Source organism: Streptomyces sp. NPDC000345 (assembly GCF_042898825.1).
GTDB lineage: Bacteria > Actinomycetota > Actinomycetes > Streptomycetales > Streptomycetaceae > Streptomyces.
This window is the reverse complement of record NZ_JBIAZE010000003.1, coordinates 133,836-147,328: the sequence shown is the minus strand read 5'-3', so window position 1 is coordinate 147,328 and position 13,493 is coordinate 133,836. Positions and strand designations below refer to the sequence as shown.

The 13,493-nt window shown below is 71.6% G+C and carries 12 protein-coding genes and 1 riboswitch; of the genes, 5 read left to right on the top strand and 7 right to left on the bottom strand.

Annotated features, from left to right (window positions below):
• Positions 1-60: 60 nt before the first annotated feature.
• Together ACFY30_RS08170 and thrC are read right to left on the bottom strand one after the other, a co-directional pair.
• Entirely contained in the window at positions 61-336 is a 276-nt protein-coding gene (locus tag ACFY30_RS08170) for a MoaD/ThiS family protein (RefSeq protein ID WP_390844337.1), read from the bottom strand.
• Positions 333-1,622 (bottom strand): threonine synthase, encoded by a 1,290-nt coding sequence (gene thrC, locus ACFY30_RS08165; protein ID WP_390844336.1) that lies wholly within the window; start codon positions 1,620-1,622, stop codon positions 333-335. The genes ACFY30_RS08170 and thrC overlap by 4 nt, the downstream gene beginning before the upstream one ends.
• Before the next feature lie 18 nt (positions 1,623-1,640).
• Positions 1,641-1,787, bottom strand: a riboswitch (SAM riboswitch).
• A gap of 178 nt (positions 1,788-1,965) precedes the next feature.
• On the opposite strand from thrC, the gene ACFY30_RS08160 reads away from it, so the two are divergent.
• Together ACFY30_RS08160 and ACFY30_RS08155 are read left to right on the top strand one after the other, a co-directional pair.
• The gene (locus ACFY30_RS08160; RefSeq protein WP_390844335.1) at positions 1,966-2,910 is read left to right on the top strand and encodes a glucosyl-3-phosphoglycerate synthase; all 945 of its coding nucleotides are present in this window, start codon (positions 1,966-1,968) and stop codon (positions 2,908-2,910) included.
• Between the two features lie 94 nt (positions 2,911-3,004).
• Positions 3,005-4,420 (top strand): trehalose-6-phosphate synthase, encoded by a 1,416-nt coding sequence (locus ACFY30_RS08155; protein WP_390844334.1) that lies wholly within the window; start codon positions 3,005-3,007, stop codon positions 4,418-4,420.
• On the opposite strand, the gene otsB is transcribed toward ACFY30_RS08155, so the two are convergent.
• From otsB to ACFY30_RS08140, 3 genes are all read right to left on the bottom strand, one after another.
• Positions 4,408-5,265, bottom strand: a complete 858-nt coding sequence (gene otsB / locus ACFY30_RS08150; RefSeq protein WP_390844333.1) for a trehalose-phosphatase — start codon at positions 5,263-5,265, stop codon at positions 4,408-4,410. The two genes, ACFY30_RS08155 and otsB, sit on opposite strands and share 13 nt — an antisense overlap.
• A gap of 61 nt (positions 5,266-5,326) precedes the next feature.
• On the bottom strand, positions 5,327-5,557 hold the full coding sequence (locus ACFY30_RS08145; RefSeq protein ID WP_390844332.1) for a DUF3263 domain-containing protein: 231 nt from the start codon (positions 5,555-5,557) through the stop codon (positions 5,327-5,329).
• A gap of 44 nt (positions 5,558-5,601) precedes the next feature.
• Entirely contained in the window at positions 5,602-6,825 is a 1,224-nt protein-coding gene (locus tag ACFY30_RS08140; protein WP_390844722.1) for an ABC transporter substrate-binding protein, read from the bottom strand.
• A gap of 262 nt (positions 6,826-7,087) precedes the next feature.
• On the opposite strand from ACFY30_RS08140, the gene ACFY30_RS08135 reads away from it, so the two are divergent.
• The 3 genes from ACFY30_RS08135 (at position 7,088) to ACFY30_RS08125 (ending at position 10,311) form a co-directional block, all read left to right on the top strand.
• Positions 7,088-8,029 carry an ROK family protein gene (locus tag ACFY30_RS08135; RefSeq protein WP_390844331.1) on the top strand — a complete coding sequence of 314 codons (942 nt, stop codon included), beginning with the start codon at positions 7,088-7,090 and terminating at the stop codon, positions 8,027-8,029.
• Positions 8,029-9,264: an N-acetylglucosamine-6-phosphate deacetylase gene (gene nagA / locus ACFY30_RS08130; RefSeq protein WP_390844330.1), complete on the top strand. Its 1,236-nt coding sequence runs from the start codon at positions 8,029-8,031 to the stop codon at positions 9,262-9,264. Before ACFY30_RS08135 ends, nagA begins: the two co-directional genes overlap by 1 nt.
• A 123-nt stretch (positions 9,265-9,387) precedes the next feature.
• The gene (locus ACFY30_RS08125) at positions 9,388-10,311 is read left to right on the top strand and encodes a 1-phosphofructokinase family hexose kinase (protein WP_390844329.1); all 924 of its coding nucleotides are present in this window, start codon (positions 9,388-9,390) and stop codon (positions 10,309-10,311) included.
• On the opposite strand, the gene ACFY30_RS08120 is transcribed toward ACFY30_RS08125, so the two are convergent.
• Both ACFY30_RS08120 and cdgB read right to left on the bottom strand, forming a co-directional pair.
• Positions 10,312-11,268, bottom strand: a complete 957-nt coding sequence (locus tag ACFY30_RS08120) for a carbohydrate-binding protein (RefSeq protein ID WP_390844327.1) — start codon at positions 11,266-11,268, stop codon at positions 10,312-10,314.
• Positions 11,269-11,411: 143 nt separating this feature from the next.
• Positions 11,412-13,082: a diguanylate cyclase CdgB gene (gene cdgB, locus ACFY30_RS08115; RefSeq protein WP_390844326.1), complete on the bottom strand. Its 1,671-nt coding sequence runs from the start codon at positions 13,080-13,082 to the stop codon at positions 11,412-11,414.
• Positions 13,083-13,493 lie beyond the last annotated feature (411 nt).

Below are 13,493 nucleotides of genomic sequence, written 5' to 3'. Positions count from 1 at the left end.
CGATGAACGCTCGGTAATCGCTGTTACCGACGGTTACTACCGGCGGGTACGGAACGCGGGTCAGCCACCGGCGACGGCCGGAATGATCGACACGCCGGCCCCGTCCGGGGTCGCCGTCTCCAGCCCCTGCTCGAAGCGGACGTCGTCGTCGTTGACGTACACGTTGACGAACCGGCGCAGCTTGCCCTGGTCGTCCAGGACGCGGGCGGCGATGCCGTTGTGGTTCTTCTCCAGGTCGGAGATGACCTCGGCGAGGGTCGCGCCCTCGGCGGACACCTCGGCCTGACCGCCCGTGTAGGTGCGCAGGATGGTGGGGATGCGGACGGTGACGCTCATGCGAGGCCAGCCTCTCGGAAAGAGTCCAGGTTGGGGCGGATGGTCGCGGTCAGGCCGGTGCCGGCCACCGCGTCCAGGGTCTTCAGGCCGTCGCCGGTGTTGAGGACGACGGTGGTCTTCGCCGGGTCCAGCAGACCGTTCTCGACGAGCTTGCGCGTGACGCCGACGGTCACACCGCCGGCCGTCTCCGCGAAGATGCCCTCGGTCCGGGCCAGCAGCTTGATCGCGTCCACGACCTGCTCGTCCGTCACGTCCTCCACCGCACCGCCCGTGCGACGGGCGATGTCCAGGACGTACGGACCGTCGGCCGGGTTGCCGATGGCCAGCGACTTGGCGATGGTGTTCGGCTTCTGGGGGCGCACCACGTCGTGCCCGGCCTTGAAGGCCGCCGACACCGGGGAGCAGCCCTCCGCCTGGGCACCGAAGATCTTGTACGGCTTGTCCTCGACCAGCCCGAGCCTGATCAGCTCCTGCAGACCCTTGTCGATCTTCGTGAGCTGCGATCCGGAGGCGATGGGCACGACCAGCTGGTCGGGAAGCCGCCAGCCGAGCTGCTCGGCGATCTCGTAGGCCAGCGTCTTGGAGCCCTCGGCGTAGTACGGCCGCAGGTTGACGTTGACGAAGCCCCAGCCCTCGCCCGCCGGGTCGCCGATGAGCTCGGAGCAGAAGCGGTTGACGTCGTCGTAGTTGCCCTCGATGCCGACGAGCTCGCCGCCGTAGATCGCGGCCATCACGACCTTGCCCTGCTCGAGGTCGTGCGGGATGAACACGCACGAGCGGAAGCCGGCCCGGGCCGCGGCGGCGCCCACCGCGCCGGCGAGGTTGCCGGTGGAGGAGCAGGAGAGCGTGGTGAAGCCGAAGGCGCGGGCGGCCTCCAGGGCCTGGGCGACGACCCGGTCCTTGAAGGAGTGGGTCGGGTTGCCGGAGTCGTCCTTGACGAACAGCTTGCCGGCGTCGATGCCCAGCTCACGGGCCAGGTTGTCGGCCTTGACGAGCTGGGTCCAACCGGGGTTGATGTTGGGCTTGTCCGCCACGTCGGCCGGAACGGGCAGCAGCGGCGCGTAGCGCCAGATGTTCGCGGGTCCCGCCTCGATGCGCTTGCGGAGCTCCTCCGTGTCGTAGGAGGAGAAGTCGTACGCGATCTCGAGCGGGCCGAAACACTCCTCGCAGGCGAAGACCGGGCCGAGCGGGACGCGGTGACCGCACTCGCGGCAGCTCAGCGCCGCGGCGGGACCGAGGTCGACGGGGGAGGCGGTGGTGTCGGTGGCAACAGTCTGCGCAGCCATGTGAGGGGAGGCCCTTTCTCCTCATCTTCCTCACGACGCATCTCGCCGTGAGACGGATTTGGCACCTTCCCAAGCCGGGAGCCTCACCACGACGACGTGGTCAGACCGGCTGGAGGGTTGCCGGGGCTTCATCGGGCCGTGTCCCTCTGCCCCTCTGGATGAGCGGTATTCGGTTGTTGAACGCTGAACGCCGGACGACCCCGGACATGCGATGGTCATCCGCGTTGTTCAAGACTGTAACCGAAGGCCAGGACAGTTGAGATAGTCGTCCGAACCGCGAGATGGATCACACGGTCACCTGCCGTGCACCCGGTGTGATCACGACAGTGAGGAGCCGCAGACTGTGCTGGAAGAAGTCGAGCGCTGGCTGGCCACCCGCTCCTGGTCCGTGACCGATCGCCCGCTCCACCGGATCCTGGCCGCGAAGCGCGCCTCGGGCCAGTCGGTGTCGGTGGTCCTGCCCGCGCTGAACGAGGAGGAGACGGTCGGCGACATCGTCGCGGTCATCCGTCACGACCTCATGCACCAGGTCCCGCTCGTCGACGAGATCGTGGTCGTCGACTCGGGATCGACCGACCGAACGGCAGAGGTCGCGGCCGCGGCGGGCGCGCGTGTCGTGCACCGCGACGCGATCCTGCCCCGTCTCCCGGCCGTGCCCGGCAAGGGCGAGGTGCTGTGGCGCTCGCTGCTCGTCACGACCGGGGACATCGTCTGCTTCATCGACGCCGACCTGAAGGAGTTCTCCTCCGACTTCGTCTCGGGCATCGTCGGCCCCCTGCTCACCGACCCGGGCGTGGACCTGGTCAAGGGCATGTACGACCGCCCCCTGGGCGGCGCCGCCGGCCAGGGCGGGCGGGTGACCGAACTCATGGCCCGGCCGCTGCTCAACATGCACTGGCCGCAGCTGGCCGGTTTCGTGCAGCCGCTCGGCGGCGAGTACGCGGCCCGCCGCAGCCTCCTTGAGCAGCTGCCGTTCCCCGTCGGGTACGGGGTCGAGCTGGGCATGCTGGTGGATGCCCTGCACCTGGTGGGCCTGGACGCCCTCGCGCAGGTCGACGTCGGGGTGCGCAAGCACCGTCACCAGGACGGGCAGGCGCTCGGCCGCATGGCGGCGGCGATCTACCGCACCGCCCAGCTCCGCCTGGCCCGCGGCCACCTCGTCCGCCCCGCCCTCACCCAGTTCGAGCGCGGCAGCGACGGCTTCGAGCCCCGCACCTACTCGGTGGACACCGAGGAACGGCCGCCGATGGCGGAGATCGCCGAATACCAGACCCGCAAGGTCGCGTAACGCCGGCGGGCGGGCCGTATACGGCTGGATACGGCCCGCCCACAGGGGGCGACCGTACGTTTGAGCGTTTCCGGACCGGGCTAGGTTGAGGCGTATGGCTTCCACGCACGACGCTGCTGCTCGGGGTGCTCAGGTGCTGGTCGCGTCCAACCGCGGCCCCATCTCCTACACGGTGGAGGAAGACGGCTCGCTGCACGCGAAACGCGGGGGCGGCGGGCTGGTCTCCGGTCTGTCCGCCATCGGGCCCGACACGGGTGCCCTCTGGGTGTGCTCGGCGCTGTCCGAGGGCGACCGGGAGGCGGTCCGGCGCGGGGTCGGCGAGGAGGGCGTGCGGATGCTGCCCATTCCGGCCGACGTGCACGCCGACGCCTACAACGGCATCGCGAACTCGGTCCTCTGGTTCATCCACCACCTGCTCTACCAGACCCCGCTGGAGCCGGTCTTCGACGCGGAGTTCCGCCGCCAGTGGGCGTCGTACGAGGCGTACAACCGGGCGTTCGCGGAGGCGCTGGCGCAGGAGGCGGCGGACGGCGCCGCGGTCCTGGTCCAGGACTACCACCTGTGCCTGGTTCCAGGGCTGCTCCGCGAGCTCCGCCCCGACCTGCGGATCGGCCACTTCTCGCACACCCCGTGGGCCCCGGTGGACTACTTCGGGCTGCTGCCCTCGGACATCCGGGAGCAGTTGCTGAGGGGGATGCTCGGCGCGGACCGCCTGGGCTTCCTCACCCGGCGCTGGGCGGACGCGTTCACCGCGTGCTGCGCGGAGTTCGCCGGCGGTCCGGGGCGTACGCGGATCGGGGTGCACGGTCTGGGCGCCGACGCCGACTTCCTGCGCGAACGCTCGCACCGGCCGGACGTGGAGGAGCGGATCGCCGCACTCCGCGCGGAGATCGGCGGCGAGGGGCGCAGGGCCATCGTCCGGGTGGACCGCACCGAGCTGTCGAAGAACATCGTGCGCGGCCTGCTGGCGTACCGGCAGCTGCTCGACGACCATCCGGAGTGGCGCGAACGGGTCGTGCACATCGCCTTCGCGTATCCGTCGCGCCAGGACCTGGCGGTGTACCGGGAGTACACGGCGGAGGTGAGCCGGCTGTCGCAGGAGATCAACGAGCAGTACGGCACCCCCGGCTGGACTCCGGTGCTGCTGAACCTCGAGGACGACTTCGCCCGCTCCCTGGCCGCCTACCGGCTCGCGGACGTGGCGCTGGTCAACCCGATCCGGGACGGCATGAACCTCGTCGCCAAGGAGGTCCCGGTCGTCTCCGACGAGGGCTGCGCGCTGGTGCTGTCACGGGAGGCGGGGGCGTACTGGGAGCTGGGCGACGACGCGATCGTCGTGAACCCGTACGACGTCCTGGAGACGGCCCGCGCCCTCCACGAGGCCCTGTCCATGAAGCCGGAGGAGCGTGCCGAGCGCACCAAACGCCTGACGGCGGCCGCGACCGCGCTCCCTCCGGCCCAGTGGTTCCTCGAACAGCTGACCGCCCTGCAGCGGCTTCAGCGGAGCTGACCGGCCAGGTCCCGCAGCAGCCGTACGACCCCGGCGGGGCCGTCGACGACGAGGTCCGCGCGGGCGGCCAGTTCGCCGACCTCGCTGCTGCCGCTGCAGACCAGGAGGCCGGGGACCCCGCCGGCGCGGAGTTGCTCGACGGCGGCGAAGGCGGGCAGGTCGCCCAGGTCGTCGCCGGCGTAGAGGACGGACTCGGCGCCGGTCTCGCGGACGTGGTCGAGCAGGGCGACGCCCTTGTCCACCCCGGGGGGCCGGAGCTCCAGGACCAGGCGGCCCGGCTCGACGATGAGGCCGTGGCGCGCGGCGAGGCCGGCGAGGGGAGCGCGGAGGGCGTCGAAGGCGGCCTGCGGATCGGTGGCGCGGCGGGTGTGGACGGCGACGGCGCGGCCGCCCTTCTCCTCGGTCCAGACGCCCGGCCATGCCCCGGCCGCCGTGTCCAGGACGGCCGGCAGCTCCGCCCGTACGGCGGCGACGCCGGGGTGCGGGGCGGGAGCGGTGACCTTGCCCGTCCGGGCCTCCCACCGTTCGGCGCCGTAGTGGCCGAGGACGGCGAGGTGCTCCAGTCCCTCGGCCCCGGCGAACCCGCCGTTGCGTACGGCGACCTCGGCGGGGCGGCCGGTGATGACGGCGACGGCGGCGACCTTCGGGGCGAGCGCCGCGAGGGCCGGGAGGGTGTCCGGGTGGGCGCGGGCGTCCTCCGGGTTCTCGACGATGGGGGCGAGGGTGCCGTCGAAGTCGAGGGCGACGAGCGTGCGGGAGGGCCGGGCGAGGATCGCGGCGAGTGCCTCGCGACCGGCGGGGGTCGTGGGTGCGGGGTCCGTGGGGTGCGTCTCCTGGGTGCCCATACGGTGACGATAGCTGCGGCAGGCCGGTGCGGGCGGGGGTGGGTCGCGCAGCCCGCGCGGTTCAGCGTCCGGACCGCCGGGCCTCCCTCACCCTCCTCAGCCTGTTCACCGTCACCGGGTCGTGGGCCAGCGCCCGCGGGTCGTCGAGGAGGGCGTTCAGGAGTTGGTAGTAGTGGACCGGGGAGAGGTCCAGTTCCTCACGGATGGCTCGTTCCTTGGCGCCGGGGCCGGAGAAGCCCCGGCGCTCCAGGGCGAGGATGTTCCGCTCCCGTGCGGCCAGGTGTTCCTCCATGTCCGCACCGTACCCGTTGCGACCCCCGGGCACCGACACCGCCGTCACTCGCCGGAGGCGCTCTCCGCGGTCATCGCCGTCGCCTGCAGGTCGCCCAGGACCGTGGCCGGGCTGCCGGAGGGGGCGACGGCCTTGCCTATCCGCTGCTTGACCGCCGCGCTGACCTCCGCCCAGGAGGTCCGTCCGACGGGGTAGAGCTCGGAGAGCGGGAGTTCCTCGAGGAACGGCCTGAGCTCGGCGTCCTCCTCGGTGGCGGCCATGACCTGGGAGGCGGAGGTGGTGACCGGCAGCAGGTCGTACTCGCGGGAGAAGTCGAGCACGTTGTCCTCGTTGTAGACGAAGTCGAGGAACTCGCCGACCTCCGTGGCGTGCCCGTTCTGCTTGAAGGCGGTCATCCAGTCGGCGACGCCCATGGCGAGTTTGCGGGGGCCGTCGACGCCGGGCATCGGCACCATGCCGAACTTCACGCCCTTCTTCGCGGCCATCTTCATCAGGGACGGGTGGCCGTTGAGCATGCCGACCTCACCGTCGGCGAACGCGGCGAAGGCGTCCGCGCGGTTGAGCTTGCCCGGCGCCACGGGGCCGGTGAGGCCCTTGCCGACCAGCTCGTCCTTCAGCCAGGTGAACGTGTCGACGTTCTCGGCGGAGTCGATGCTGTAGCTGCTGACGGTCTGCGCGTAGCCGCCTCCGCCGCTGAGCAGCCACTGCAGGGTCTCGGCCTGCGCCTCCTCGGGTCCGAGGGGCAGCGCGTAGGGGTACTCCACGCCCTTCGCCTTGAGCGCCCCGGCGTCCTCGGCGAGTTCGGCCCAGGTGGTCGGCGGGGTGATCCCGGCCTCGCGGAAGAGGGTCTTGTTGTAGAACAGCAGCCGTGTGGAGGAGGCGAACGGCATGCCGTACTGCGTGCCCCGCACCTTGCCCGCGTCGCGCAGCTGCGGGACGAGGTCGGCCTGGGTGGTGACGGAGAGCACGTCGTCCGCCTTGTACAGCTGGTCGGCGGCCGCGTAGTCGGCGTACGAGCCGATCTGCGCCATGTCGGGCGCCCTGCCCGCGTCGACCATGGCCTTGACCTTGGCGTCGACGTCGTTCCAGGAGTAGACGCTGACGTCGACGGTGACGCCGGGGTGTTCCTTCTCGTACGCCTCGACGAGCCGGCCCCAGTACTTCTCGGAGCTGTTGGCGCCGCTGTCGCCGTAGTCGGCCGCGACCAGTCTCAGGGTGACGTCGTCGGAGCCCCCGCTGAGTCCGCAGCCGGAGAGGACCACGGTCATGCCCAGTGCGGACACCCCCGCGATCGTCCCGACGATCGTTCCTGACCTGCCTGCCCGCTGCACCGCGCTTCTCCCGGGGTTCCCAGAGTGATTGTCCACCAGGTGGACAACTGATTGTTCCTACCAATGGACCGTTATCCGGATTAAGGTCTACACCACATGGGTGGACTAGACCTCTTTCGGGCCTTCCGAGGGCGCACGCTACCCCCAAGGCCGGTAAGTGGACTAGACCTCTTGCGGGTCCTCGGGCCACACTGTCCCCGTGAGACATGTCATCGCCCTCGACGTGGGCGGCACCGGGATGAAGGCCGCGCTGGTCGGGGCGGACGGCACCCTCCTGCACCAGGACCGCAGGCCCACCGGCCGTGAGCGCGGGCCCGACGCGGTGGTCGCGGCCATCCTCGACTTCGCCGCCGACCTGCGCGCCCACGGCGTCGGACACCTCGGCGAACCCGCGGCCGCCGCGGGCGTCGCCGTGCCCGGCATCGTCGACGAGGCACGCGGCGTCGCCGCCTACGCGGCCAACCTGGGCTGGCGCGACGTACCCCTGCGCGACCTGCTCACCGCGCGGCTCGGCACCCCCGTCGCGCTGGGCCACGACGTCCGCACCGGCGGACTCGCCGAGGGCCGCGTCGGCGCGGGCCGGGGAGCGGACCGCTTCCTGTTCGTGGCGCTCGGCACCGGCATCGCGGGCGCGATCGGGGTCGACGGCCGGGTCGAGGCCGGCGCACACGGCTTCGCGGGCGAGATCGGCCATGTCGTCGTACGGCCCGGCGGGACCCCGTGTCCGTGCGGGCAGCACGGCTGTCTGGAGCGGTACGCGTCGGCGGCGGCGGTGAGCGAGGCGTGGGCGGCGGCCTGCGCGGACCCGGAGGCGGACGCGGCCGGCTGCGCGAAGGCCGTCGCGGCCGGCGACCCGGACGCCGTCCTGGTCTGGCAGCGGGCCGTCGACGCCCTCGCCGACGGCCTCGTCACCGCCCTCACCCTGCTGGACCCGCGCACCCTCGTCATCGGTGGCGGCCTCGCGGAGGCGGGGGAAACCTTGTTCACACCACTGCGGGACGCCGTCCGGCGGCGGATCACCTTCCAGAAACTGCCGGAGATCGTTCCGGCGGCCCTGGGCGACAGCGCCGGGTGCCTGGGTGCCGGCCTCCTGGCCTGGGATCTCCTCACCACCACCGACCGCATGGAGGTAACTCCCTAATGGCCACCCCCCTAGGGGCGCGGGACAGCGCCGATGTGCGGCACCGCCGCGGGGCGCAACCAGCCACCCGTCACCCGCGGCCCGCGACCGGCAGGGCGCCCGTCGTCCTCTCCGGCGCCCACGTGGTCCTCCCCACCGCCACCGTGCCCGACGGACAGGTCGTCGTCGACGGCACCCGCATCGCCGGCGCCGCCCCGGAGAACGCCCGTCTGATCGACGTGTCCGGCCACTGGCTGGTCCCCGGCTTCGTCGACATCCACAACCACGGCGGCGGCGGAGCCTCCTTCTCCAGCGGCACGGCGGAGGACGTGCTGAAGGCCGTCCGCACCCACCGCACCCACGGCACCACCACCCTCGTCGCCTCCACCGTCACCGACGACATGGACGTCCTGGTCCGCCAGGCCGGGCTGCTGAGCGAGCTCGCCGAACAGGGCGACCTGGCCGGCATCCACTTCGAGGGCCCGTTCATCTCGCCGTGCCGCAAGGGCGCGCACTCCGAGGAACTGCTGCGCGACCCGGACCCGGCACAGGTGCGCAAGCTGATCGACGCCGCGCGCGGCCGGGCGCGGATGGTCACCCTGGCGACGGAACTCCCCGGCGGCCTGGACTCCGTACGGCTGCTGGCCGAGCACGGCGTGATCGCCGCGGTGGGCCACACGGATGCCACCTACGAGCAGACGGTTCAGGCCATCGAGGCCGGAGCGACGGTCGCCACCCACCTCTTCAACGCGATGCCCGTCCTCGGCCACCGCTCCCCCGGCCCGATCGCCGCGCTCCTGGAGGACGAGCGGGTCACGGTGGAGCTCATCAACGACGGCACCCATCTGCACCCCGCCGCCTTGGAACTGGCGTTCCGTCACGCGGGCGCGAGCCGGGTCGCGTTCATCACGGACGCGATGGACGCGGCCGGCATCGGCGACGGCCACTACATGCTCGGCCCGCTGGAGGTCGAGGTCAGCGAAGGAGTGGCGCGCCTGGTGGAGGGCGGTTCGATCGCGGGCTCGACCCTGACCCTGGACCGCGCCTTCAAGCGGGCGGTGACGATCGACCGGCTCCCGGTCGGGGACGTCGTCGCCGCCCTGTCCGCCAACCCGGCCCGCCTGCTGGGCATGGACGACCGGGTCGGCTCCCTGGACCCCGGCAAGGACGCCGACCTGGTCCTGCTGGACGCGGACTTCGACGTCAAGGGAGTGATGCGCAAGGGGGATTGGGTGGTGGATCCCCAACTGGCCTGAAACATCCCCCCGCACAGGGACGGTGGCCGACCCGAGGACTGGGCCGGTCGCCGTCCTTTTGGCATGATCAGGCCTCCGGAACCAGTCGCACACGGTCGCATCACTCGGGGGAGGTCGGCACAGGTGATCCTCACGGTCACGCTGAACACCGCTCTCGACATCACCTACCGCGTCCCGGCCCTGCGCCCGCACACCTCCCACCGGGTGACGGACGTGACGGAACGCCCCGGCGGCAAGGGGCTGAACGTCGCCCGCGTCCTGGCCGCCCTCGGACACGAGGTGACGGTCACCGGTTTCGCCGGCGGGGCGACCGGCCGGGTCGTACGGGACCTGCTCCCCTCGGCGATCGGCGACGCGCTCCTGCCCGTCCGCGGCACCACCCGCCGCACCGTCGCCGTCGTCGACACCCGCGCCGGTGACACCACCCGGCTCGACGAGCCCGGCCCGCTCGTCACCCCGGCCGAGTGGTCCGCCTTCCAGGAGGCGTACGAGGATCTGGTCGCGGACGCCGACGCGGTGGCCCTGTGCGGGAGTCTGCCGCCGGGGGTGCCGGTGGGGGCGTACGCGGGCCTGGTCCGCACGGCCCGGGCCGCGGGCGTCCCCGTGCTGCTGGACACGAGCGGTGAGCCGCTGCGCCGCGGGGTCGCCGCCCGCCCGGACCTCGTCAAGCCGAACGCCGACGAACTGGCCGAACTCACCGGCTCCCACGAGCCGCTGAGGGCGACTCAGGACGCCCGGCGGCGCGGGGCACAGGCCGTGGTGGCCTCGCTCGGGCCCGAGGGCCTGGTCGCGGCGACTCCGGAGGGCCGCTGGCGGGCCGCCCCGCCGGCCCGGGTGCACGGCAACCCCACGGGCGCCGGCGACTCGGTCTCGGCGGGCCTGCTCTCGGCCCTGGTGGAAGGCCTCCCCTGGCCGGACCGCCTGGCCCGAGCGGTCGCCCTGTCCGCCGCGACGGTCCTGACCCGAGCGGCCGGCGAGTTCGACCGGCCCACATACGAACAACTGGTCGAACACATCACGGTGACCGGAGAAGCCACCGCGGCCTGATCAGTCCTTGACCTGCCCTTCCTTCAGCCACAGCTGGTCCAGGAGCACGTTGCACTTGTCGCCGTTCTCGCAGGAGATCGAGATCGTGTTCGTGCCCTTGGTGAGCGTGGGCCAGGAGTAGGTCTTCGTCCAGCCCTTGGCGAAGTCGCCGTCCTTGGCCTTCGCGAAGTTGCCCAGGTTCAGCTTGGATCCGAAGACCTTGCCGTTGACGGTGAGCGTCATGGACTGGTCCTGGCCCGGCACGCTGTAGTGCGTGAAGAGGGTGTAAGCGCCGGTCTCGGGAATGCCGTTGACCGTCCAGGTCACCGACGAACCCGTGTTGTTCAGGTTGTTGACGTAGATGCCGCCGTCCGCCTCGGCGCCCTCGACGTCGGAGGCCAGCGAGGCGCCGCCGCCGAGCTTCAGGGCCTTCGCGTCGATCGTCGGCAGATTCTCCGCGCTCGCCTCACTGGTGGAGGACTCGCTGGGCGAGACGCTCGGGGAGGCCGAGGCCGAGGCGGAGACCTGGTCGCTCGCCTTGTTGTCGTCGGCGCCGGAGTCGCCGTTGGCCATGGCCACCGCGATGCCGATCACGACCGCCGCGACGACCGCGACGGCGCCGATGAGGAGGCCCTTGGTGTTCGGGCCCCGGCCGCGGCCGCCGTTCTGGGCCGGCTGCCTGCCGGTGGGGGCTCCGCCGGGGAGGCTCTCGGGGGCCGCGTAGTGCGCGTTCGGCTGGCCGTGGGCGCTCTGCGGGGACGCCGCCGGCGGCTGGCCGTACTGCCCGTACTGCGCGGTCTGCTGCTGCGGCTGCCCGTACTGGCGCTCGCCGACCGCACGCACTCTGCTGACGGAGTTGGGGTAGCCGTAGCCACCGCCGGAGGGCGGCTGGGCGCCGTTGGCCTGGCCGTCGGCGTAGAGGTAGCCGAACGGGTCGTCGTCCTCGGGCGTACTCGCGCCGTTGTTGCCGGGCGTCATCCCTTCGTACTCCTCAACAGGTGCGGGGCTGATGCGATGCAAGGTGAGAATGGCGAGCCTACCCGGTCCAGGTGCCCCAAACGGGTGACCCGGATCGCATCAGCTCGGCTCCCAGGCCACTGACCTGGGATTCGACGCGGGATTCACCCCGCACGTCTGTGCTGTTTGGGACGAGATCGTTTCTCGACGTACATCCGTTCGTCAGCCGACTTCAGGACTTCGTCGGCCGTCATCCCGCAGTGCGCCCAGCCGATGCCGAAGCTGGCGCCCACCCGGACGGCCCGGCCCTCGGCACGGATCGGCTGGATGATCTCGTTGCGCAGGCGTACGGCGAGGTCGGCGGCGTCGGCGCGGCCGAGCCCGTCGGCGAGGATGACGAACTCGTCACCGCCGAGCCGGGCGACCGTGTCACCGTCGCGGACGGCCCGCGAGAGGCGCCGGGCGACCTCGATGAGGACCGCGTCGCCCGCGTTGTGCCCGAACCGGTCGTTGATCGACTTGAAGCCGTCGAGGTCGCAGAAGAGGACCGCGAGCCCCTTGGTGCCGTCGTCCCGGCTGCCGTCCTCGGGGGCGACGGTGTGCACATGGTGGTCGTAGGCGTCGTACGCCTCCGCGCCGGCGGGCCGGTAGTCGAAGCCGTGACCGTTCGCGTCGAAGGCGGGGTGGCCGTAGGTCTGGTCCATGGCGTCGACGACGGCGGGGTGCGTCGACTGGGGGCGGCCGCAGATGCGGGCGGACAGGCGTGAGCGCAGCTCCGCCGAGTTCGGCAGTCCGGTGAGGGAGTCGTGCGAGGCGCGGTGGGCGAGCTGGAGCTCGCGGCGCTTGCGCTCCTCGATGTCCTCGACATGGGTGAGGAGGAAGCGGGGACCGTCGGCGGCGTCGGCGACGACGGAGTTGCGCAGGGACACCCAGACGTAGGTGCCGTCCCGGCGGCCGAGGCGCAGCTCGGCGCGCCCGCCCTCCGCCGACGTACGGAGCAGGGTGCCTATGTCCTCGGGGTGGACGAGGTCGGAGAACGAGTAGCGGCGCATCGCGGAGGCGGGGCGCCCGAGGAGGCGGCACAGGGCGTCGTTGGTGCGCAGGATCCGCCCGTGCTGGTCGCCGCCCATCTCGGCGATCGCCATGCCGGAGGGGGCGTACTCGAATGCCTGGCGGAAGGATTCCTCACTGGCGCGCAGGGCCTGCTGCTCGCGTTCGAGCCGGACCAGTGCGCGCTGCATGTTCGCACGTAGACGCGCGTTGCTAATGGCGATGGCGGCCTGGAAGGCGTACATCTGGAGCGCCTCGCGCCCCCACGCGCCCGGGCGCCTGCCGTTGCGCGGCCGGTCCACGGACAGGACGCCGATCAGTTCGCCGCACGTTCCGCCGCTGCCGGGCGGGGCCGGTGTGTACATGGGGGCGAAGAGCCGGTCCGAGGGGTGCCACTCGTCCTCGAAGCGGGGAGCGGGGCCGTCGGTGTACCACTGCGGGACGTCGTCGTCGTCGAGGATCCAGCCCTCGGTGTGGGGTATGAAGACCAGGTCGCCCCAGGTCTCGCCCATGTTCAGGCGCCGCTCCCAGGACGCGCGCGAGCCGACCCGGCCGGTGATGAGGGCCTCGGCGGCCGGGTTCCCGGAGAAGGCGGCCACCACGAGATCCCCGTCGGGGCGCACGAGGTTGACGCACGCGAGCTCGTAGCCCAGCGCGCTGACCACACCATCGGCGACGGTCTGCAGTGTGTCGGCCAGGCTTCGGGCCGTGTTCATGTCGGCCATGACCTGGTGCAGCTGTCGCAGGGACGCAAGACGGACGTACGGCTCCGACTCGGTCTCCATGCTTCGCCCTCCCCCCGAGACTTCGCAGCGAATCAAGGGTTGTCTTCGGCGTAACGTTCGTTTCTGTCGTTCCAGTCGTTGCGTATGTCCTAGTGACACCTCCGCCACTGAATCACAGCGCGCTGCCCACTCGGTACACAGGGTCAACAATTAATGCGTCTTGTGACTCAAGTCACAGATGAACGTGAACATTTGAGTGGAGTTTCTGCGTTTTCCCTGTGTGTTTACTGAACACAGCCCACACACAGAAGCGCGCTACGCACGGGAATTGTTCCCACTCGCTCCGTGGTCGGTCCACGGACCTACGACCCTACTCGGACCGAGGTCCGATGCGGCGCCCCCCGGACCGGGACTAGCGTTCCGGGCGTGGCTCCCGACGTAGTGAAGACTCATCCCGCCCCCGCCCCCTCC